Source organism: Agrococcus sp. SCSIO52902, from assembly GCF_022983135.1.
GTDB lineage: Bacteria > Actinomycetota > Actinomycetes > Actinomycetales > Microbacteriaceae > Agrococcus > Agrococcus sediminis.
In genome coordinates this window covers 1,499,648-1,520,314 of the sequence record NZ_CP095269.1, presented here as the reverse complement: position 1 = coordinate 1,520,314, position 20,667 = coordinate 1,499,648, and the positions used below count along the sequence as shown (strand labels likewise).

23 protein-coding genes are annotated in these 20,667 nt (G+C 73.1%); 10 read left to right on the top strand and 13 right to left on the bottom strand.

Features of this window, described 5'->3' with window-relative positions:
- Nucleotides 1-9: 9 nt before the first annotated feature.
- From rlmB to MU522_RS07535, 4 genes are all read right to left on the bottom strand, one after another.
- Nucleotides 10-981 carry a 23S rRNA (guanosine(2251)-2'-O)-methyltransferase RlmB gene (gene rlmB, locus MU522_RS07550; RefSeq protein WP_246990446.1) on the bottom strand — a complete coding sequence of 324 codons (972 nt, stop codon included), beginning with the start codon at nucleotides 979-981 and terminating at the stop codon, nucleotides 10-12.
- Nucleotides 978-2,387, bottom strand: coding sequence for a cysteine--tRNA ligase (gene cysS / locus MU522_RS07545; RefSeq protein WP_246990444.1), 1,410 nt, complete (start codon nucleotides 2,385-2,387; stop codon nucleotides 978-980). Before cysS ends, rlmB begins: the two co-directional genes overlap by 4 nt.
- Before the next feature lie 114 nt (nucleotides 2,388-2,501).
- Entirely contained in the window at nucleotides 2,502-3,662 is a 1,161-nt protein-coding gene (gene ispD / locus MU522_RS07540; RefSeq protein WP_246990443.1) for a 2-C-methyl-D-erythritol 4-phosphate cytidylyltransferase, read from the bottom strand.
- A 137-nt stretch (nucleotides 3,663-3,799) separates the two neighbouring features.
- The gene (locus tag MU522_RS07535) at nucleotides 3,800-4,288 is read right to left on the bottom strand and encodes a CarD family transcriptional regulator (protein WP_128190352.1); all 489 of its coding nucleotides are present in this window, start codon (nucleotides 4,286-4,288) and stop codon (nucleotides 3,800-3,802) included.
- A 213-nt stretch (nucleotides 4,289-4,501) separates the two neighbouring features.
- On the opposite strand from MU522_RS07535, the gene MU522_RS07530 reads away from it, so the two are divergent.
- Nucleotides 4,502-4,966, top strand: a complete 465-nt coding sequence (locus MU522_RS07530; RefSeq protein ID WP_128190353.1) for a hypothetical protein — start codon at nucleotides 4,502-4,504, stop codon at nucleotides 4,964-4,966.
- Nucleotides 4,967-4,972: 6 nt separating this feature from the next.
- On the opposite strand, the gene MU522_RS07525 is transcribed toward MU522_RS07530, so the two are convergent.
- Together MU522_RS07525 and MU522_RS07520 are read right to left on the bottom strand one after the other, a co-directional pair.
- Entirely contained in the window at nucleotides 4,973-5,653 is a 681-nt protein-coding gene (locus tag MU522_RS07525) for a response regulator transcription factor (RefSeq protein WP_128190354.1), read from the bottom strand.
- Nucleotides 5,650-6,795, bottom strand: coding sequence for an ATP-binding protein (locus tag MU522_RS07520; RefSeq protein WP_246990442.1), 1,146 nt, complete (start codon nucleotides 6,793-6,795; stop codon nucleotides 5,650-5,652). The genes MU522_RS07525 and MU522_RS07520 overlap by 4 nt, the downstream gene beginning before the upstream one ends.
- Nucleotides 6,796-6,935: 140 nt before the next feature.
- Here MU522_RS07520 and phoU point away from each other — a divergent pair, with 140 nt between their 5' ends.
- Nucleotides 6,936-7,637, top strand: coding sequence for a phosphate signaling complex protein PhoU (gene phoU / locus MU522_RS07515; protein WP_146355490.1), 702 nt, complete (start codon nucleotides 6,936-6,938; stop codon nucleotides 7,635-7,637).
- A gap of 68 nt (nucleotides 7,638-7,705) precedes the next feature.
- On the opposite strand, the gene MU522_RS07510 is transcribed toward phoU, so the two are convergent.
- Nucleotides 7,706-8,452: a phosphoglyceromutase gene (locus MU522_RS07510; protein ID WP_128190699.1), complete on the bottom strand. Its 747-nt coding sequence runs from the start codon at nucleotides 8,450-8,452 to the stop codon at nucleotides 7,706-7,708.
- Between the two features lie 174 nt (nucleotides 8,453-8,626).
- Between MU522_RS07510 and MU522_RS07505 the strand changes: the two genes are divergently transcribed.
- Together MU522_RS07505 and MU522_RS07500 are read left to right on the top strand one after the other, a co-directional pair.
- Nucleotides 8,627-9,001, top strand: coding sequence for a hypothetical protein (locus tag MU522_RS07505; RefSeq protein ID WP_246990441.1), 375 nt, complete (start codon nucleotides 8,627-8,629; stop codon nucleotides 8,999-9,001).
- A 58-nt stretch (nucleotides 9,002-9,059) separates the two neighbouring features.
- The gene (locus MU522_RS07500; RefSeq protein ID WP_246990439.1) at nucleotides 9,060-9,899 is read left to right on the top strand and encodes a class I SAM-dependent methyltransferase; all 840 of its coding nucleotides are present in this window, start codon (nucleotides 9,060-9,062) and stop codon (nucleotides 9,897-9,899) included.
- An 8-nt stretch (nucleotides 9,900-9,907) separates the two neighbouring features.
- Here MU522_RS07500 and MU522_RS07495 read toward each other — a convergent pair whose 3' ends face one another.
- From MU522_RS07495 to MU522_RS07485, 4 genes are read right to left on the bottom strand one after another with little or no spacing between them, the layout of a single operon-like run.
- Nucleotides 9,908-10,975, bottom strand: coding sequence for a glycine cleavage T C-terminal barrel domain-containing protein (locus MU522_RS07495; RefSeq protein ID WP_246990438.1), 1,068 nt, complete (start codon nucleotides 10,973-10,975; stop codon nucleotides 9,908-9,910).
- A complete protein-coding gene (locus tag MU522_RS07490; protein WP_246990437.1) occupies nucleotides 10,972-11,592 on the bottom strand; it encodes an FABP family protein in 621 nt (206 codons plus the stop codon). Before MU522_RS07490 ends, MU522_RS07495 begins: the two co-directional genes overlap by 4 nt.
- Before the next feature lie 3 nt (nucleotides 11,593-11,595).
- Entirely contained in the window at nucleotides 11,596-11,718 is a 123-nt protein-coding gene (locus MU522_RS13275) for a hypothetical protein (RefSeq protein WP_263970107.1), read from the bottom strand.
- A gap of 36 nt (nucleotides 11,719-11,754) precedes the next feature.
- Nucleotides 11,755-12,015, bottom strand: a complete 261-nt coding sequence (locus MU522_RS07485; protein ID WP_128190066.1) for a hypothetical protein — start codon at nucleotides 12,013-12,015, stop codon at nucleotides 11,755-11,757.
- A 79-nt stretch (nucleotides 12,016-12,094) separates the two neighbouring features.
- Between MU522_RS07485 and MU522_RS07480 the strand changes: the two genes are divergently transcribed.
- The 6 genes from MU522_RS07480 (at nucleotide 12,095) to MU522_RS07455 (ending at nucleotide 18,675) form a co-directional block, all read left to right on the top strand.
- Nucleotides 12,095-12,736 carry a response regulator transcription factor gene (locus MU522_RS07480; RefSeq protein ID WP_146355498.1) on the top strand — a complete coding sequence of 214 codons (642 nt, stop codon included), beginning with the start codon at nucleotides 12,095-12,097 and terminating at the stop codon, nucleotides 12,734-12,736.
- Complete coding sequence (gene mshD / locus MU522_RS07475) at nucleotides 12,733-13,536, top strand: mycothiol synthase (RefSeq protein ID WP_246990436.1); 804 nt, start codon at nucleotides 12,733-12,735, stop codon at nucleotides 13,534-13,536. The genes MU522_RS07480 and mshD overlap by 4 nt, the downstream gene beginning before the upstream one ends.
- A gap of 12 nt (nucleotides 13,537-13,548) precedes the next feature.
- Nucleotides 13,549-15,807, top strand: a complete 2,259-nt coding sequence (locus MU522_RS07470) for an RNA degradosome polyphosphate kinase (protein ID WP_281439981.1) — start codon at nucleotides 13,549-13,551, stop codon at nucleotides 15,805-15,807.
- Complete coding sequence (locus MU522_RS07465; RefSeq protein WP_246990435.1) at nucleotides 15,804-16,751, top strand: NUDIX domain-containing protein; 948 nt, start codon at nucleotides 15,804-15,806, stop codon at nucleotides 16,749-16,751. Before MU522_RS07470 ends, MU522_RS07465 begins: the two co-directional genes overlap by 4 nt.
- A gap of 173 nt (nucleotides 16,752-16,924) precedes the next feature.
- Nucleotides 16,925-17,272 (top strand): GIY-YIG nuclease family protein, encoded by a 348-nt coding sequence (locus MU522_RS07460; protein WP_246990434.1) that lies wholly within the window; start codon nucleotides 16,925-16,927, stop codon nucleotides 17,270-17,272.
- Between the two features lie 338 nt (nucleotides 17,273-17,610).
- Nucleotides 17,611-18,675 carry an IS110 family transposase gene (locus MU522_RS07455; RefSeq protein ID WP_246990433.1) on the top strand — a complete coding sequence of 355 codons (1,065 nt, stop codon included), beginning with the start codon at nucleotides 17,611-17,613 and terminating at the stop codon, nucleotides 18,673-18,675.
- Nucleotides 18,676-18,793: 118 nt separating this feature from the next.
- Here MU522_RS07455 and pstB read toward each other — a convergent pair whose 3' ends face one another.
- Nucleotides 18,794-19,573 (bottom strand): phosphate ABC transporter ATP-binding protein PstB, encoded by a 780-nt coding sequence (gene pstB, locus MU522_RS07450; RefSeq protein WP_146355510.1) that lies wholly within the window; start codon nucleotides 19,571-19,573, stop codon nucleotides 18,794-18,796.
- 7 nt (nucleotides 19,574-19,580) lie between these two features.
- A complete protein-coding gene (pstA, locus tag MU522_RS07445) occupies nucleotides 19,581-20,666 on the bottom strand; it encodes a phosphate ABC transporter permease PstA (protein ID WP_146355512.1) in 1,086 nt (361 codons plus the stop codon).
- Nucleotide 20,667 lies beyond the last annotated feature (1 nt).

Here is a 20,667-nt window from a genome sequence, read left to right as displayed (position 1 = left end):
CGCGACAGCTCAGCGCTGCGAGCGGCGCTTCGCGACCTCGTAGAGCGTGACGGATGCGGCGATGCCGGCGTTCAGCGACTCGGTCATCGACTCGATGGGGATCGAGACGATCGCGTCGCAGGTCTCGGCGACGAGGCGCGACAGCCCCTTGCCCTCGCTGCCCACGACGATGACGAGCGGCCCGTTGGCGAGCTCGAGCTCGTGGAGCGCCACGTCGCCGTCGCCGTCGAGGCCGATGACGAAGCATCCCTGCGACTTCAGCTCCTTGAGCGAGGCAGTGAGGTTCGACGCCATCGCGACCGGCACGCGCGCGGCGGCGCCGGCGCTCGTCTTCCAGGCGCTCGCGGTGACGCCCACCGAGCGGCGCTGCGGCACGATGACGCCCTGCGCGCCGAACGCGGCGGCCGAGCGGATGATCGCGCCGAGGTTTCGCGGGTCGGTGACGCCGTCGAGCGCGACGAAGAGCGGCGTCTGGCCGCGGTCGACGACCTGCTCGAGCAGGTCGATCGGGTGCGCGTACTGGTACGGCGGCACCTTGAGCGCGACGCCCTGGTGCACGGTGTCGTGGCCCGAGATGCGGTCGAGCTCGGGGCGCATGACCTCGAGGATGGGCACGCCGCGCTTCGTCGCGATCGAGAGGATCTCCTTCACGCGGTCGTCCATCTCGAGGCGCGCGGCCAGGATGAGCGACGTCGCCGGGATCTTCGTGCGGAGCGCCTCGAGCACCGCGTTGCGGCCGGTCACGAGCTCGGAGTCGTCCTTGGCCGACGTGGGCTTGCGGTGCCGCGGCGGCTGCGACGGGCGGCCCTTCGACGAGGCGGCCTCGTAGCGCTCGCGCGCCGCCTTGCGCTTGCCGGCGACGTGCCAGGAGCGGTCCTCGGCCTTCGGCGTGGGGCCCTTGCCCTCGAGTGCCTTGCGGCCGTGGCCGCCGGTGCCCTTGAGGGGGCCCTTCTTGCGCGGCGTGCGCTGCGGCTTGCTCATGCGATGCTCCAGGTGGTCGTGTGCTTGCCGTCCTCGACGAGGATGCCGGCGGCCGCGAGCGCGTCGCGGATGCGGTCGGAGGCGGCGAAGTCGCGCGCCTCGCGGGCCGAGCGGCGCTCCGCCAGGAGCGTCTCGACGAGGCTCGCGAGCGCGCCCGCCTCGGCCGACTGCCCAGAATGCCACACCTCGTCGCCCGGGTCGAGCCCCAGCACCCGCAGCATCGCGAGCACCTGGCCCGCCCGCTCGAGGGCCGCCCGGTCGTCGCCCGCGTCGAGGGCGATGTTCGCGGCGCGCGCGGTGTCGTGCAGCACCGCAACCGCCTGCGGAGTCGAGAGGTCGTCGTCCATGGCCGCGCCGAACGCATCCGGCACCGCCTCGTCGGGCAGCGCGCCGATGCGCGCGGCGCGGTCGAGCATCGCCTCGATGCGGCCGAACGCCGTCTCGGCCTCGGCGAGCGAGCCGCCCTCGAGGCTCCCGTCGGCGGTGCGCAGGTCGATCGTCGAGCGGTAGTGCGGCGCGACGAGGAAGTAGCGCGCGACGATCGGGCGCACGGCGCGCAGCAGGTCGGCGGCGAAGATCGAGTTGCCGAGCGACTTCGACATCTTCTCGCCGTCGACGTTGACGAGCCCGTTGTGGCTCCACACGCTCGCGAAGCCGAGCCCCGCCGCGGTCGACTGGGCGAGCTCGTTCTCGTGGTGCGGGAACCGCAGGTCGAGGCCGCCGCCGTGGATGTCGAACGCGTCGCCCAGGTAGCGGCGCGCCATCGCCGAGCACTCGATGTGCCAGCCGGGCCGGCCGCGGCCCCACGGCGACGCCCACGACGCCGACTCGGGCTCGTCCTCCTTCTGCGCCTTCCAGAGCGCGAAGTCGCGCGGGTCGCGCTTGCCGCGCGGGTCGGCGTCGGCGGCCGGCTCCATCTTCTCGACCGACTGGCGGGTGAGCGCGCCGTACGCCTCCCACGAGCGCACGTCGAAGTAGACGTCGGCCGAGCCGTCGAGCGCCGGGTAGGCGTGGCCGCGCTCGATGAGCAGCGCGATGAGCGCGTGCATCTCGGGCACGGATGCGGTGGCGCGCGGCTCGTAGGTCGGCGCGAGCACGCCGACGGCCCGGTAGGCCGCCGAGAACTCGAGCTCGACGCGGTACGCGAGCGCCCACCACGGCTCGTCGACGGCGTTCACGAGCACCTTGTCGTCGATGTCGGTGACGTTGCGCACGAACGCGACGCGGAGCCCGCGGTGCTCGAGCCAGCGGCGCCACACGTCGTAGGCGACGGCGCTGCGCACGTGCCCGATGTGCGGCGACGACTGCACCGTCGGCCCGCAGACGTACATCGACACCCGGCCCGGCTGCAGCGGCTGCAGGTCGACGACGGCCTGCTGGCGGGAGTCGTAGATGCGCACGGTCACGGGCCCAAGGCTACTGCGCCCATCCCGCCCCGACCGCTGATCGAGCAGGCGCCGCAGGCCCCGCATCGAGATCTGCCTGTGCCGGCGGGTTCGTCTCGATACGTGCCTCCGGCGCTACTCGACGAGCGGGGAACGGCGCGCGATGAGCGCGGTCGCGATGGCCTGGACGCCCTCGCCGCGCCCGAGGGCGCCGAGCCCGTCGGTGGTGGTGCCGCTGACGCTGACCGGCGCGCCCACCATCGCCGAGAGCACCCGCTGCGCCTCGTCGCGCCGGCTGCCGATGCGCGGGCGCACGCCGAGCACCTGCACCGCCACGTTCGTCGGCCGCCAGCCGTGCTCGGCGAGCAGCGCGACCGCGGCGCCGACGAAGACCTCGCCGCGCGCGCCCGCGTAGCGGGGGTCGTCGACGCCGGCGAGCGCGCCGATGTCGCCGAGGCCCGCGGCGCCCAGCAGCGCGTCGACGATCGCGTGGCAGACGACGTCGCCGTCGGAGTGGCCGGCGAGGCCCTGCCCCTCCCACTCGAGCCCCGCGAGCCGCAGCGGGCCGTCGCCGCCGAAGGCGTGCACGTCGGCGCCGATGCCGACGCGGACCTCGGGAGCGGCAGCGGGCTGCGGCGCCAGCAGCGATGCCGCGCGCTCGGCGTCGGCGGGCGTCGTGATCTTGAAGGCGAGCTCGGCGCCCGCGACCGCCACGACGTCGACGCCGAGCGCCTGCACGAGCTGCGCGTCGTCGGTCGAGGCGGCCCGGTCGGGCGCCTCGGCGTAGGCGCGACGCAGCACCGCGGCGTCGAAGCCCTGCGGGGTCTGCATCGCGCGCAGCCGCGAGCGGTCGACGATCCCGCCGAGCTCGCCGTCGTGCGCTTCGCGGATCGTGTCGATCACCGGCAGCACCGGCACCACCGCCGCGGCGCCCGCCGCGAGCGCGTCGATCACCCGCTGCACGACCTCGCGCGGGGTCAGCGCCCGGGCCGCGTCGTGCACGAGCACGCGGCGCGCGTCGCCGACGGCGGCGAGGCCCGCGGCCACCGAGTCGGCGCGCGTCGCGCCGCCCGTCACCACCGACGCGACGACCCCCGCGCGCTCGGCGATCGCCGACGCATCCGCCTCGAGCCCGTCCGGCGCCACGACGACGAGCCGCGCGTCGACGCCCGCGAGGCCGCGCAGCGCGTGCTCGAGGATGGTCGCGCCCGCGACCTCGGCGAAGGCCTTCGGCACGCCGCGGCCGAGGCGCGTGCCGCTGCCGGCGGCGACGACGATGAGGGCGGTGTCGGTCACCCGGTCAGCCTAGGGCGCGCGGGGTGGCATGGTCTCGAGACGGCGGCCCTGCGGTCCGCCTCCTCGAACCTCGGGCGGGGCGACAGCAGAAGAGGCGCCCTGCCTTGGGGACAGGGCGCCTCGGTCTGCGGTGCGGCTCAGCTCGCGGGGGCGAGGGCCTCGTCGAGGCGCGACGCGGCCGCGTCCTCATCGGTGTGCTCGGCGAGCGCCAGCTCGGACACGAGGATCTGGCGCGCCTTCGCGAGCATGCGCTTCTCGCCCGCCGACAGGCCGCGGTCCTGGTCGCGGCGCGACAGGTCGCGCACGACCTCGCTCACCTTGATCACGTCGCCCGAGGCGAGCTTCTCGACGTTCGCCTTGTAGCGGCGGGCCCAGTTGGTCGGCTCCTCGGTGAAGTCGGCGCGCAGCACCTCGAACACGCGGCCGAGGCCCTCCTCGCCGATCACGTCGCGCACGCCCACCATGTCGACGTTCTGCGCGGGGACCTCGATCGTCAGCCCGCCCTGTGCGACGTTGAGCTTGAGGTAGGTCGTCTCGACGCCCTTGATCTTGCGGACCTTGACCTCGGTGATCGTCGCGGCGCCGTGGTGGGGGTAGACGACCGTCTCTCCGACCTCAAAGTTCATCGAATGCTCCTCGTCATAGCCAGAACCTTGATTTTATCACAGCGTGTCGCTCGCGAGCGCGTACCCGGGAGTGGTTGGATCGCGCTCCGCGCTGGGTCCCCGGCCGCGTCGACCGGTCGCGCGGACGCCCGCCGCGGCGGGCGGCGTACTAGAGTGAAGCCCGACCGGCGGCGCATCCGAAGCAGCGCTGCCGGCCTCGTCGAAAGGGTCCCCGTGCGTCACCGCTCCCTCGCCGCAGCAGCCGCAGCCGTCGTCGTCGCGCTCGCCGCGACCGGCTGCAACATCCTCACGCCGCAGGCGACGACGATCCAGTACGACGCATCCGACGGCATCTCGGGCCAGACCGGCACGGTCGAGTTCCACAACGCCATGCTCATCGGCGAGCCCGAGGGCGACGCGCTCAACCTCGCGGTCACCTTCACGAACGACGGCGAGGCCACCTTCGTCGAGGTGCGCGTCGACGACGAGGCGCAGCAGGTGCGCATCCCGAGCGGCGTCACCACCTACGGCTTCCCCGAGCAGCAGCTCGTCTTCGAGGCGGGCGGCGACATCGAGTTCGGCGCGCAGCGCAACGTCTCGTTCCAGGCCGACGGCGCGGAGCCTGCGGGCGTGGGCGTGCAGGTCTTCTCGACCGAGTTCCCCGACTACGCCGACCTCGCGCCCGTCGCGGGCGAGTGAGGCGGGCTACCGCTCGAAGCGGTAGCCGAGCCCCCGCAGCGTGACCACGCGGGTCGGGTTCGAGGGGTCGTCCTCGATCTTCGCCCGCAGCCGCTTGATGTGCACGTCGAGCGTCTTCGTGTCGCCGAAGTAGTCGCTCCCCCAGACCCGGTCGATGAGCTGGCCGCGCGTCAGCACGCGCCCGGCGTTGCGCATCAGGTACTCGAGCAGCTCGAACTCGCGCAGCGGCATCGCCACTTCGGCGCCGCCGACGGTGACGGTGTGGCTGTCGGCGTCGAGGCGCACCGGGCCGACTTCGACCACCGAGTCGTCGTCCTCCTCCTCGGCCGCGCGGCGGCGGAGCACGGCACGGATGCGCGCGACGAGCTCGCGGGACGAGTACGGCTTCGTGACGTAGTCGTCGGCCCCCAGCTCGAGCCCCACGATCGTGTCGACCTCGCTGTCCTTCGCGGTCACCATGATGATCGGCACCTGCGAGGTGCGGCGGATGTGCCGGCACACCTCGGTGCCGCTGCGACCAGGGAGCATCAGGTCGAGGAGGATGAGGTCGGCTCCCTCCTGCTCGTACATCTGCACCGCGCGGTCGCCGTCGTCGGCGTGCGCCGTCTCGTAGCCCTCGAGCTCGAGCAGGTACGACAGGGGCTCGGCGAGCGCGTGCTCGTCCTCGACGATCAGGATGCGCGTCATGCAGTCTCCTTCGCGGGGGCGCCGGCGACCGGCAGCCGCAGGGTGAAGGTCGAGCCCTGACCGGGGCGCGACCAGAGCGTGATCTCGCCGCCGTGGCTGGCGGCGACGTGCTTCACGATACTGAGGCCGAGGCCGGTGCCGCCGGTCACCCGGCTGCGCGCGGGGTCGACGCGGTAGAACCGCTCGAAGACCCGCTCCTGCTCCTCCGGCGCGATGCCGACGCCCTTGTCGGTCACCGCGATCTCGACGATGCCGTCGGCGACGCGCACGCCGACGCCGACGTGCGTCGCCTCGGGCGAGTACTGCACGGCGTTCGCGACGAGGTTCTGCACGGCCATCGTGACGAGCTCCTCCGAGCCCAGCACCTCCGCCTCGTCCAGCACCCGCGGGATGATGCGCATCCGCTTCGCCGCCGCCTGCACCTTGTTGCGGTCGATCGCGACGTCGACGATGCGGCTGATCGAGACGCGCTCCGCGTGCGCGAGGGGGTCGGCGGCCTCGATGCGCGACAGGTCGATGAGCTCCTTCGACATGCGCGCGAGCCGGTCGGCCTCGAGCTGCATGCGGCCGGCGAAGGCGCGCACGCGGGCCGGGTCCTCGGCGGCCGCCTCGATCGCCTCGGCGAGCACCGCGACGGCGCCGATGGGGGTCTTCAGCTCGTGGCTGATGTTGGCGACGAAGTCGCGCCGCACGCCCGCGAGCCGCAGCTCCTCGGTGCGGTCGGCGGCGAGCACGAGCATGAAGCGATTGCCGAGCGGCGCGACGCGCACGCGCAGGTGCATCTCGGTGCCCGTGCCGATGCGGCCGCGGCGGTGCACGAGGTCGAGCACCTCGGCCTCGCCGGTGCGCCGCACGCGCCGCACCGCGGCGAGGATCTCGGGCGAGCGCAGCGCGCGCCCGTCGACGAGGTCGAGCGCGACGGCGACCGGGGAGGAGAGGATGACCTGGCTCGAGCCGTCCATGACGATGCCCGCCGACTCGAGCACGTGCACCATCGCAGCGATGCCGTCGGGCACCGGCTCGCTCGCGATCGCCATCACCCGGCGGCCGCGCTGCGCGGCCACGCCGAGCAGATGCACCGAGGCCGCTCCGATCGCGAAGCCCAGCAGGAGCGCGAGGAGCACGTACCAGGAGGCGTCCACCCCGCCAGCGTAGTGGCGCGCGATGTACCCCCCTGGGGTTCAGACTGCGGACACCCCCCGGTAACCTGGCGACGAAACACTCGGTGTCCGACCATGCCCGTGCTGCGACGCAGTGGGTGGCACAGCAAGGAGCAGGAGCAATGCGCGACGTCTTCCAGCAGGAGCTCGCCGAGGTGCAGGACCGCCTCGTCGACATCGCCAACCACGTCATCGTCTCGATCGAGGCGGCGGTGCGGGCGTTCGGCGACTCGAACGTGCAGCTCGCCGAGCAGGTGATCGCCGCCGACCCGCTCATCGACGACAAGGCGTCCGCCCTCGACGAGCTCGCGATCGACATCATCGCCCGCCAGTCGCCGGTCGCCCGCGACCTGCGCATCGTCGTCTCGGCGCTGCGCATCTCGGCGTCGCTCGAGCGCATGGGCGACCTCGCCCGGCACATCGCGATGCTCGCGCGCTACCGCTTCCCGATGCAGGTGGTGCCCGAGTCGCTGCAGCCGACCTTCGTCGAGATGGGCGCGAGCGACATCGAGATCGCCAAGCTGCTGCGCGACCTGCTCGCGACCCAGGACCTCTCGATCGCCGAGCGCATCGAGGCCTCGGACGAGCACGTCGACCAGCTGCACCGCGACGTGTTCTCGCACGTGCTCGGCACCGAGTGGCAGGGCGCAGCGCACACGACCGTCGACGCGACGCTCGCGAGCCGCTACCACGAGCGCTTCGCCGACCACGCGGTCGGCATCGCCAAGAAGGTCAAGTACCTCGCGACCGGCGACTGGGTGGGCGACGAGGATGCGCACGCGGCGCTGTCGCCGGAGCCGGTGCAGCCCGCCGACCTCGGCTGAGCCGCCCCGCACGACGAGAGGGCCCCGCGATCGCGGGGCCCTCTTCGCGTGCGCGCGTCAGCGCGCGGTCAGTGCTTGCCCTGGCTCGCCACGGCGGCGGCACCGGCGGCCGCGGCCTCCGGGTCGAGGTACTCCCCCGGCCCGAGCGGCATGTTGTCATCGCCGAGGCGGTAGACGAGCGGGATGCCGGTGGGGATGTTGAGGGCCGCGATGTCGTCGTCGGAGATGCCGTCGAGGTGCTTCACGAGCGCGCGCAGCGAGTTGCCGTGCGCGGTGACGAGCACGGTGCGGCCCGCGTCGAGGTCCTTCGTGATCGTCGACTCCCAGTAGGGCAGGAAGCGCTCGATGACGTCCTTCAGGCACTCCGTCTTCGGCACCTCGCCGTCGATGTCGGCGTAGCGCGGGTCGTCGGCCTGCGAGTACTGGTTGTCGTCGGCGATGGGCGGCGGCGGGGTGTCGAACGAGCGGCGCCAGAGCATGAACTGCTCCTCGCCGTACTGCTCGAGCGTCTCGGCCTTGTCCTTGCCCTGCAGGTCGCCGTAGTGGCGCTCGTTGAGCCGCCACGAGCGGTGCACGGGGATCCAGTCGCGCTCGGCCGCGTCGAGCGCGATGTTGGCGGTCTTGATCGCGCGGGTGAGCAGCGACGTGTAGAGCACGTCGGGCAGCACGCCGTGCTCGCGCAGCAGCTCGCCGCCGCGCTTCGCCTCCGCCTCGCCCTTCGGCGTCAGCGGCACGTCGACCCAACCGGTGAACTGGTTGCTCTCGTTCCACGTCGACTGGCCGTGGCGGAGCAGGATGAGGGTGCGCTCGGTCATGCCGCCAGCCTAGCCCGCGAGCGCGTGCCGAAGCCGGGCATGCCCGCTGGGGCGGCTGCGCCCGAGCGGGGCCGGCGCGCCCGCCCCTGTCGGGCGCAGCCGCCCCCGTCGGCGGCGACGCCCGGGGCCGGCTGCACGGCCGGGGTCGCATCGACGGCGACGGAGGTGGACGCGATGGATGCGCTGCGCAGGCTCGCTCCGCGAGGGCCGCTGGCCCCGCGGCGACTGCTGCTCGCGCTGCTCGCCGTCACCGCGATCCTCGTGGGGCTGCTCGCGATGCACACGCTCTCCGGCGGCGGGCACGCCGCCCACGAGGCGGGCATCGCGCAGTCCGCCGCCCACGACGGGCACGCCGCACCCGCTGCGGCCGCCGCGCACGGCGACCACGCCGGGCACGCGATGCCGGCCGCAGCGCCGGCCGAGCCGGCCGGGCTGCTCGCTGAGCTGAGCATGGGCCGCGCCGACGCCGTGGGCGAGCTCGCCCAGCGCATGCTCGACGACCAGACCGCCGAGATCGCCGAGATGCGGCAGCTGCTCACCGAGCTGTGACCCGGGGCGGGGGCGGCCTCCGGGTCGTCCCCGCTCCCGTCGCCGCGACAATGGAGGCGTGGCGAAGCCGACTGGGCGCATCACGCGCGGCACGACCGGGGTGAACCGGCTGCGCCGCGTCGACCGCTGGATCGCGGCGCAGGGGGCCGCGCGCGTGCCCGGCTGTCTCGTGGTCGACCTCGGCTACGGGGCGAGCGCCACCACGAGCCTCGAGCTGCACGAGCGGCTCGCGCGCGGCAACCCGACCCTCGAGGTGCTGGGGCTCGAGATCGACCCGGAGCGCGTCGCCCTCGCGACCGCCGAGCTCGCCGCCGCCCGCGAGGCGGGCCCGACGCGGTACGGCCGCGCGATCGCGGAGGACGCGCGGGTGTCGTTCGCGCTCGGCGGCTTCGAGGTGCCCGCGCCGCGGCCGCCGCACGTGATCCGCGCGATGAACGTGCTGCGGCAGTACGACGAGCACGAGGTCGCCGGGCACTGGGCGACGATGCTCGAGCGGCTCGCGCCGGGCGGCCTGCTCGTCGAGGGCACCTCGAACGAGGTCGGCCGCGTCTGCTCCTGGGTGGCGCTCGACGCCGCCGGCCCCCGCTCGCTCACGATCGCGCTCAAGGTCGACGAGCTCGGCTCCGACGCGATGGAGGCGCCGTCGGTGGTCGCGGAGCGGCTGCCGAAGGCGCTCATCCACCGCAACGTGCCCGGCGAGCGCGTGCACGCGCTGCTCGCCGAGCTCGACCGCGCGTGGGCGTCGCACGCGCCGCTCGCCGACTTCGGCGCGGTGCAGCGCTGGCAGGCGACGGTGCGGCGGATGCGCGACACCGGCTGGCCGGTGCTCGGCACGGCGGCGAGGTGGCGGCTCGGCGAGCTGACGGTCGCGTGGGAGGCCGTCGCGCCGCGAGCGTGAGCGGCGCGCTACGCCGGGGGCGCGGGCCGGCGCACCGCGCCGAGCCGCGGCAGCCGCGGCGGCCGGTGCGCGTGGCCGGCCGTCGGCGGCACGAGCACCTGCTGGGCGGCGGCGACGAGCACGCCGTCGGCCGTGCGCACCGCGAGGTCCTCGTCGGCGGGCGCGCCGCGCTTGACCACCGCGAGGGCGATCGGCCCGAGCTCGTCGTGCATCGCGGCCGAGGTGACCGTGCCGACCTCTGCGGCGTCCTCGCCCGGCCGCACCACCGCATCCCCCGCCGCCACCGGCGCGTTCTCGGAGCCGTCGAGGTGCAGCAGCACCACGCGGCGCGGCGGGGCGCCGAGGTTGTGCACCTTCGCGACCGTCTCCTGCCCGCGGTAGCAGCCCTTCTGCAGGTGCACCGCGGTCGTGAGCCAGTCGAGCTCGTGCGGGATCGACCGCTCGTCGACCTCGGCGAGCGCCGGGCGGCCGGCGGCGATGCGCAGCGCGTCGGCGGCGAGCGTGCCGACGAAGCGCGCCGGGTCGAGCGCGGCGGCCTCGTCGGGCGCGAGGATCGCCTCCGACCAGCGCCACGGCTCCCCCGTCGGCTCGCCGTAGCGCACGCCGCCGGGCGCGACCTCGGGCCAGCCGTCGATCCAGGCGAGGTCGGCGGCCGGCTCGCCCGCGGTGCCGACGACCACGACGCCCGGCCGGTCGATCTCGACCTGCTTGAAGAAGCGCATCCGCGTCAGCCACGCCTCGAGCGCGTCGCCCGTGCCGGCGTCGACGAGGATCCAGAGCTCGTCGCCCGTCCACCGCAGCCGCAGCGCGTGCTCGATGCGCCCCTCGGGCGAGAGCACGAGCGTCTCGGCCGAGTCGCCCGGCGCGAGCGCCGTGAGCGCCTGGCTCGTGATCGAGTCGAGCCACGGCAGCGTGTCGGGGCCGGTCATGCGCAGCACGTCGCGCGGCAGCAGCACGAGCGCGCCCTGCCGCAGCCGGCGCTGCTCGGCCATCGGGTTGCCGACGTGCAGCGGCAGGCCGGTGGCCTCGTCGAGCACGGCGCCGGGGATCGCGGCGGCGAGCACGGCGGCGCTCATCGGCCCTCGTTCGCCTCGCTCGGCGTGACCCGGGCGAGCCTCGCCGAGGCGTGGCTCTCGAGCCCCTGGCCGAGCGCCGCGAGATCCCACGCCCACAGCAGGTGCTGGTCGACGAGGCCGAGCATGCGGGTGGAGGCGGTGTGCTCCTTCGCGCCCGCGCCGCGCAGCACCGCGTCGGTCGCGAGGTCGATGCGCGGGCCGTCGATCGTGCCGAGGTAGAGCTCGGCGACGCCGGCCGGATGCGCGATGAGGGCCTGCAGGTCGAAGGCGCCGTCGGGGCGGCGCAGGGCCTCGACCGCCTCGGCGGAGTCGTAGGCCGGGGCGCCCTCGGGCGGCAGCATGCCGGGACCGGCGTCGGCGGCGGCCGCGGGCCGGGCGAGCCGCCAGAAGCCGGTCTCGGCCGCGAGCGGCGTCAGCTGGTCGTCGAGGATCCAGGCGTACGCCTCGTACGCGAGGTAGGGGTGGCCGTGATGGGCGAACGAGACGCGCTGCCCGAACTCGCGCTCGACGGTGCGGTCGCCGACCGGGAAGGAGAGCACGCCCGTGCCCTCCCAGCTGCCGATCAGCCACTGCAGCGGGCCGAGCTCCGCCGGGAGCGTGGGATCGAGCTCGAGCACCGGCTAGCGCTGGCCCTTGAAGAGGTTGCGGATCACGACGAACGAGACGCCGAGGATCGCGACCATCGCAAGGCCGAGCAGACCGAGGAAGAAGATCTCGAGGGCGACGACGGGGATTCCTGCCATGCGTCGATCCTAGCCCTCCCCCGGCGGCCGCCCGGCCTACAGCGCCGTGAGCGGCACCAGGATCGCGCTCGCGAGCGCCAGCACCACGACCGAGCCGAAGACGGCCGCCGCGAGCCGGTCGACGAGGCCCGGCACCGTCGGTCCGCCGAGCTGGATCGCGAACGCGGTGAGCGTGCACACGCCCAGCACGATCGGCAGCCAGACGATGCCGTCGTCGGGCTGCAGCAGTGCCACGAGCACGGCGCCCACGGCAGCGAGCAGCCACACCGGCCACACGCTCGCCCATCGCCACGTCATGCCGCTCATTGTGTCGCAGGTCGGGCGGCGGCGCAGGCCGCACGCGGCGCTGGGTAGGATCGTGCTGGCAGGAGGCTGGATGGCGCACGTCGTGATCTTCACCCGCCGCGACCAGGGCGTGCTGCCGAGCATCGAGCTCCTCGAGCATCGCGTCACCACGCTCCCTGGCACCGCGGCCGCCGTCGCGCACGCCCCCGACGCCGACCTCACGATCGTCGACGGCGCGGTCGAGCTGGCCGCCGCCAAGGCGATCTGCCGCCTCCTCGACGGCGACTCGACGCCCGTGCTGCTCGTGCTGTCGGAGGGCGGCTTCACGGCCGTCACCGCCGACTGGGGGGTCGACGACATCGTGCTCGACTCCGCCGGTCCCGCCGAGCTCGAGGCGCGCATCCGCCTCGCCTCCTCGCGCCGCCACAAGGCCGGCCCCATCGTCACGAGCGGGCTCTCGATCGACGAGGCCAGCTACCAGGCGAAGGTCGACGGCAAGCCCATCGACCTCACCTACAAGGAGTTCGAGCTGCTGCGGTTCCTCGCCTCGCACCCGGCGCGCGTCTTCACCCGCGAGCAGCTGCTGAGCGAGGTGTGGGGCTACGACTACTTCGGCGGCACCCGCACCGTCGACGTGCACGTGCGGCGGCTGCGCGCGAAGCTCGGCGACCTCGAGAGCGTCATCGGCACGGTGCGCGGCGTCGGCTACCGGTTCGAGCTGGTGGACGAGTGATCGTCGAGGTGCGGGCCCTCGCCGACGCGTGCGCGGCGCACGACGGCAGCCGCCCGTTCAACGACCAGGCGCTCGTCGAGCTCGAGCGCGGCGAGCGGCGCGTCGTCGGCGAGGCCGGCGCGCTCGCGGTCGTGAGCGACGCCGAGCGCGAGGTCGAGCTCGCCGTCGCGCCCGAGCTGCGCCGCCGGGGCCTCGGCCGCGCGCTCGCCGAGCGGGTCGCCGCCGAGCTCGACGGGTTCGACGCGTGGGCGCACGGCGACCTGCCCGGCGCGCGCGCGATCGCCGAGCGGCTCGGGATGACGCAGGTGCGCACGCTCCTGCAGCTGCGCGCGCCCGTGCCGGCCGGGGCCGACCGCCTGCCCGACGGGGTGCGGCCCTTCGAGCCCGCCGACGCATCCGCCCTCCTCGCGCTCAACGCCGCCGCCTTCGCCGACCACCCCGAGCAGGGCCGCATGTCGGCCGACGACCTCGCCGCACGCATGGCCGAGCCGTGGCACGACGACGCGAACCTCATCGTCGCGCCCGGCGAGCAGGGCCTCGACGCGTTCGCGTGGGTCAAGCCCGACGGCGACGTCGCCGAGCTGTACGTGCTCGGCGTCTCGCCCGCGCGCCAGGGCGCGGGGCTCGGCGGGCGGATGCTCGAGGCCGCGTTCGTGCGCATGCGCGCGCTCGGCGCGAGCACGGCCCACCTCTACGTCGAGGGCGAGAACGCCGCGGCCCTCGCGCTCTACCGGGGTGCCGGCTTCGACCAGTGGGCCATCGACGTGCGCTGGCACCGCGCGCCGTCCACCCGTCGTTGACACAATGGCGGCATGACTGACGTCACCGCCCCCGGCTCGGCCCCCGCGACCGACGAGCCGCCCCTCGAGCGCCGCACGCGCTCGCTCGAGGAGGAGCAGAGCTTCCACGACGCCAACGAGGCCGACTTCGACGACTACGACGACGAGTCGAGCTGGTCGGCCGAGATGCAGGGCACGCCCACCGACGACGGGCTGCCCGCCGACCGCTTCCTCGACCGCGAGCTGTCGTGGCTCGCCTTCAACGAGCGCGTGCTCGAGCTGGGCGAGGACCCGCGCGTGCCGCTGCTCGAGCGCGCCAACTTCCTCGCGATCTTCGCCTCCAACCTCGACGAGTTCTTCATGGTGCGGGTCGCGGGCCTCAAGCGCCGCATCACGACCGGCCTCGCCGTGCCCACGAACGTCGGCATCGCCCCGCACGAGCTGCTCGACCAGATCGTGCACCGCGCGCACGAGCTGCAGCAGCGGCACGCGCGCGCCGCGCAGCAGTCGTTCGCGCCCGAGCTCGAGGCCGCCGGCATCAGCATCGTCACGTGGGGGCAGCTGAGCGACGCCGAGCGCGAGGCCATGTCGGCGCGCTTCGAGGCCGAGATCTTCCCCGTCCTCATGCCCCTCGCGGTCGACCCCGCGCATCCGTTCCCCTACATCTCGGGGCTCTCGCTCAACCTCGCCGTGCGCGTGCGCGTGCCCGACGAGGAGGAGGAGCAGTTCGCTCGCCTCAAGGTGCCCGCGGTGCTGCCGCGCTTCGTCGAGCTCTCCCGCGGCGGCGACGGCTCGCAGCGCTTCCTGCCGCTCGAGGAGCTCATCGCCAACAACCTCGACGAGGTCTTCTCGGGCATGGAGATCGTCGAGCACCACGTCTTCCGCGTCACCCGCAACGAGGACGTCACGATCGACGAGGACGACACCGAGAACCTCATCAAGGCGCTCGAGCACGAGCTCTCGCGCCGCAAGTTCGGCCCGCCCATCCGCCTCGAGGTCGCCGAGGACATGGACGACGACACGCTCGACCTGCTCGTCGACGAGCTGGGCATCACCGACCGCGAGGTGTACCGGCTGCCCGGGCTGCTCGACCTCAGCGGCCTGTTCCAGCTCGCCGGCATCGACCGGCCAGACCTGCACTACACGAAGCGCGTGCCCGTCACCGCGCCCTCGTTCCTCCCCGGCGAGCAGGACGACCAGCCCGACCTCTTCCAGGCGATCACGCGCAAGGACGTGCTCGTGCACCACCCGTACGAGTCGTTCGCGACGAGCGTGCAGGCGCTGCTCGAGCAGGCCGCCGACGACCCCGACGTGCTCGCCATCAAGCAGACGCTCTACCGCACCTCCGGCGACTCCCCCGTCGTCGCGGCGCTCATCCGCGCGGCCGCCGCCGGCAAGCAGGTGCTCGCGCTCGTCGAGGTGAAGGCGCGCTTCGACGAGCAGGCCAACATCCGCTGGGCGCGCCAGCTCGAGCGCGCCGGCGTGCACGTCGTCTACGGCATCGTCGGGCTCAAGACGCACTGCAAGCTCATGATGATCGTGCGGCGCGAGAACGGCCGGCTGCGGCACTACTGCCACATCGGCACCGGCAACTACAACCCGAAGACGAGCCGCATCTACGAGGACTTCGGGCTCTTCACCGACAACGACCAGGTGGGCCGCGACATCACCCGGCTGTTCAACGAGCTCTCGGGCTACGCGAAGGAGAAGTCGTTCCAGCGGCTGCTCGTCGCACCCCGGCACCTGCGCAAGGGGCTGCTGCAGCGCATCGAGCGCGAGACCGCCGCCGCCACCGCCGGCCGCACCGCGCGCATCCGCCTCAAGCTCAACTCCATCGTCGACGAGCAGATCATCGACGCGCTCTACCGCGCGAGCCGCGCGGGCGTCGAGGTGCAGATCTGGGTGCGCGGCATCTGCTCGATCAAGCCGGGCGTGCCGGGGCTGAGCGAGAACATCGTCGTCCGCTCGATCGTCGGCCGCTACCTCGAGCACTCGCGCGTGTTCGCGTTCTGGAACGACGGCAGCGAGGCGGTCTTCATCGGCTCGGCCGACATGATGCACCGCAACCTCGACCGCCGCGTCGAGACGCTCATCCAGCTCACCTCGAGCGAGCACATGCGCGACATCTCGCAGCACTTCGACAAGGCGATGTCGCCGCAGACCGCCGCCTGGATCGCCGAGTCGGACGGCACGTGGACGCGCCGGTTCTACACCGAGGACGGCGCCCCGCTCGACGACCTGCACCGCGACCGCATGATCCAGATCCAGCGCCGGAAGCGGACGAACCGGTGACCGACCTGCCCGCGACGCCGGTGCTCGCCGCCGGCGCCGTGCTCTGGCGGCGCGTCGACGGCGAGGTGCTCGTGCTGCTCGTCGAGCGCACGCAGCACCGCGACCACTCGCTGCCGAAGGGCAAGCTCGACCCGGGCGAGACGCTGCCCGAGTGCGCGGCGCGCGAGATGGAGGAGGAGACCGGCCTCGCGATCGTGCTCGGCGCGCCGCTCGGCCACAGCGAGTACCGGCTGCCCGACGGCCGCGACAAGGTCGTCTACTACTGGCAGGCGGCCGTCGACGAGGCGACCGTCGCGGCGTCGGCGTTCGCGCCGAACGACGAGATCCTCGAGCTCGAGTGGCTGCCGATCGCCGACGCGAAGGCGCGCTGCAGCTACCGGCACGACGTCGCGATCATCGAGCGGTTCGAGGAGCGCCTCGAGCGCGGCCACGAGCGCACGTTCCCGATCGTCGCGCTGCGGCACGCGAAGGCGGCGAGCCCGTTCTCCTGGGAGGGGGCGGATGCGTCGCGCACGCTCACGGAGCGGGGCGAGCGGCAGTCGCGGTCGATCGCGCCCGGCATCGCCGCCTTCGGCCCGGAGCGCATCGTCACCTCCGACGCCGTGCGCTGCCGGCAGACCGTCGAGCCGCTCGCGGCGCTCACGGGGCTCGAGCCCAAGGCGACGGCCGACATCAGCCAGGAGTCGCCCGTCGACCCGCGCGATGCGCTCGCGCGGCGCATCGGCACGGCGGTGCGCAAGCGGCGCGGCACCGTGCTCTGCTCGCACGCGCCGATCATCCCCGAGATCGTGACCGCGGTCGTGCACGCGACGGATGCGCTGGAGTCGGAGCGCACGCACCGCGCGTCGATGCTGCACACGGCCGAGTTCACCGTGCTGCACGTGAGCGCCGGCGACGAGCCCGCGCTCGTGGCGCTCGAGACGCACTGCTCCCCCGAGCGCTGAGCCTCTCGCCACCGCTACCCCGCTCGTCGAGCAGGCGCTGCACTCCCGCCACCCCACCGCTCGTCGAGTAGGCGCCGCAGGCGCCGTATCGAGACGAACCCGAACCGCACTCTCTCCACAGCCCCGACGCATCCGCACCCCCGCGCCACCGCCAGAGCCGCACGATGACCCCCATGCCCTGGGTCTACATCCTCCGCTGCAGCGACGGCTCCACCTACGTCGGCAGCACCTGGGACGTCGAGCGCCGCCTCGACCAGCATCAGCGCGGCGAGGGCGCTGCGTACACGAAGCGGCGACGCCCGGTCGAGCTGGTGTTCGCGCACTTCGACGACTCCATCGCAGCGTGCTTCGCGCTCGAGAAGCAGCTGCAGGGCTGGAGCAGGGCCAAGCGCGAGGCGCTGATCCGGGGCGACTTCGCGGCGATCTCCGCCAGCGCGAAGAAGCGCGACTGGGAGGGCTACCGCGAGCGCCGGCGGGCGGGAGGGCGGGTGGAGGGGCCGCCTCCTCCGCTCGTCGAGTAGGCGCCGCAGGCGCCGTCCCCACCCCGCTCGTCGAGTAGGCGCCGCAGGCGCCGTATCGAGACGAACTCGCGCGGGTCTCGATACGGCCGCTGCGCGGCCTACTCGACATTGAGAATGGGCGCGGCGGCCTCGCGGGCGCCTGACTTGCTACTCGACAGGCTCCTCGGATGCCTTGCGCTGGATCTGTCGGTGGCTGTCGTGGCCGTCGCGTCCTGGCGTGGTGCCGGACGGGGCCTGACTTGATAGAACCTTGCGAGATCTCGCTCGTCAATGTGGTGTCGGCCCCGCCCGGATCGGTCATCCGCGCCGAAACGTGATTCGGAGGGAGACAGATTCTGATGGTACTCACCGCAAGCCCGCTCGCGCGGGCCGTTGTCGCCGGCGTGGACACGCATCTCGACACGCACCACGCCGCGGTAGTGACGCTCACCGGCGAGCTGCTGGCCGACGCGGCGTTCCCCGTCTCGAGCGCCGGCTACCAGGCGCTGTTGGACTGGGTCGCCGGCTACGGCCTGATCGACCGGATGGGGGTCGAGCTGACCGGCTCGTACGGGGCAGGACTGGCCCGGCACCTTCGGGCCGCGGGCGTTACCGTGCTGGAGGTGAACACCGCTGACCGCGCGACCCGGGCCCGTCGCGGCAAGGACGACCGCACCGACGTGATCGCCGCGGCCGGGAAGGTCCTCGCAGGCTCCGCGAGCACGATCCCGAAGGACACCACCGGGCCGGTCGAGTCGCTGCGGCTGCTGCACTCCGCTCGCGAGAGCGCGGTCAAGTCCCGCACGCAGGCGCTGAACGAGCTGCAGGCGGTCCGCACCACTGCGCCCGCATCCCTGCGGGAAACGCTGCCGACCACGACCGGCGCGCTGGTGACGGCGGCCGCGCGACTGCGGCCCGACACCGCCAGGCTCGACGAGCCGGAACAGGCCGCCAAGCTGGCGCTGCGGCGCCTCGCGACCCGCGCTCGGCAGCTCACCGAAGAGATCGATGCGGCCGAGTCCGACATCGCCGCGCTCGTGCAGGCGGTCGCGCCGACGCTGCTGGCAGCGACCGGCGTCGGCCCGATCACCGCCGCGATCCTGCTGGTCGCCGTCGGCGAGAACTTCGCCCGCATCCGCTCCGAGTCGGCGCTGGCGCGCCTGACCGGCACCGCGCCGATCCCGGTCTCCAGCGGCAGGACCCACCGGCATCGCCTCCACCGCGGCGGCAACCGGCAAGCGAACCGCGCTATCCACACGATCGCGCTCACCCGACTCGCGCACGACCCCCGCACCCGCGCCTACCGTGATCGACGGCTTGCCGAGGGCCTCTCCAAGCGCGACATCATGCGAGCGCTGAAGCGAGCTATCGTCCGAGAGATCTTCCGCAACCTCAGAACCGATCTTGCGCATCCCGAGACATAGAACTATCCAACGGAGGGTGGTGGTCTCGATACGGCCGCTTCGCGGCCTACTCGACCAACGGAGGGGGCGCGGTCTCGATACGGCCGCTGCGCGGCCTACTCGACCAACGGAAGCAGGATCAGCCGAAGCGGCCCGAGACGTAGTCCTCCGTGGCCTGCACGGACGGGTTCGAGAACATCTTCGTGGTCTCGCCGAACTCGATGAGCTTGCCCGGCTTGCCGGTCCCCGCGATGTTGAAGAAGGCGGTCTTGTCGGAGACGCGGCTCGCCTGCTGCATGTTGTGGGTCACGATCACGATCGTGTACTCCTGCTTGAGCTCCTCGATGAGGTCCTCGATCGCGAGCGTCGAGATCGGGTCGAGCGCCGAGCACGGCTCGTCCATCAGCAGCACGTCGGGGCTGACGGCGATCGCGCGCGCGATGCACAGGCGCTGCTGCTGGCCGCCGGAGAGGCCCGAGCCCGGGATGTTGAGGCGGTCCTTCACCTCGTTCCAGAGGTTGGCGCCCCGCAGCGAGCGCTCCACCAGGTCGTCCTGGTCGCTCCTCGACATGCGGCGGTTGTTGAGCAGCACGCCGGCCAGCACGTTCTCGCGGATCGACATCGTCGGGAACGGGTTCGGGCGCTGGAAGACCATGCCGATCTGGCGGCGCACGTTGACCGGGTCGACGCCCGGGCCGTAGAGGTTGGCGCCGTCGAGCAGCACCTCGCCGTCGACCCACGCCCCCGCGATGACCTCGTGCATGCGGTTGAGCGTGCGGAGCACGGTCGACTTGCCGCAGCCGGAGGGGCCGATGAAGGCGGTCACGCTGCGGGGCTCGATCTCGACCGAGACGCCCTCCACCGCCTTGAAGCTGCCGTAGTAGACGTCGAGGTCGTTGACTTCGATGCGCTTGGACATGTCGGGATTACCTTCCGGCCTTCGGTGCGAAGAAGTGGGCGATGAGGCGCGCCGCGACGTTCAGCACCATGACGATGAGGATGAGCACGAGCGCGGCCGTCCAGGCGCGGTCGAAGTAGGCCTGCTCCTGCACGCCAGGGCTCACGTACTGGTTGTACGCGAACACCGGCAGCGTCATCATGCGGCCGTCGAACACGTTGTAGTTCATGTTCGTGGTGAAGCCGGCGATGATGAGCAGCGGCGCGGTCTCGCCGATGACGCGGGCGATGGCGAGCGTCACGCCCGTGACGATGCCGGCGAGCGCCGTGGGCAGCACGACCTTGGCGATCGTGAGCCACTTCGGCACGCCGAGCGCGAGCGACGCCTCGCGCAGGTCGTTGGGGACGAGCTTCAGCATCTCCTCGGTCGAGCGCACGACGGTCGGGATCATCAGCAGGCTGAGCGCCACCGCGCCGCCGAAGCCCGAGCGCACGCCCTCGCCCGCGAACAGCGCGAAGAGCGCGTACGCGAAGAGGCCGGCGACGATCGAGGGGATGCCGGTCATGACGTCGACGAAGAACGTGATCGCCTTCGACAGCGCGCCCTTGCCGTACTCGACGAGGTAGATCGCGGTGAAGATGCCGACGGGCACCGAGATGATCGCCGCCCAGAGCGTGACGAGCAGGGTGCCGATGATCGCGTGCAGCACACCGCCGCCCTCGCCGACGATGTTGCGCATCGTCCAGGTGAAGAACGTCATGTCGAAGCGGGCCGCGCCGTTGATGACCACGGTGACGATGAGCGACACGAGCGGCACGAGCGCGAGCGCGAACGCGCCCACGACGACGCCGGTGACGAGCCGGTCGGTGGCCTTCCGGCCGCCCTCGATGAGCTGGCTGACGACGGTGATCGCGACGAGGTAGATGACGTAGCCGATGACGACGGTCGAGACGATGCTGAAGTCGGTGCCGGAGGCGCCCGCGACGAGGCCGGAGACGGCGGCGCCGATGAGCACCGCGACGCCGAGCAGCGCCCACGGGCCCCACGCGGGCAGCTGGCCCGCGGTGAGCGGGTTCGACGTCTCGCGGCGGGGAGCGGTCGTGGTGGTGGTCATG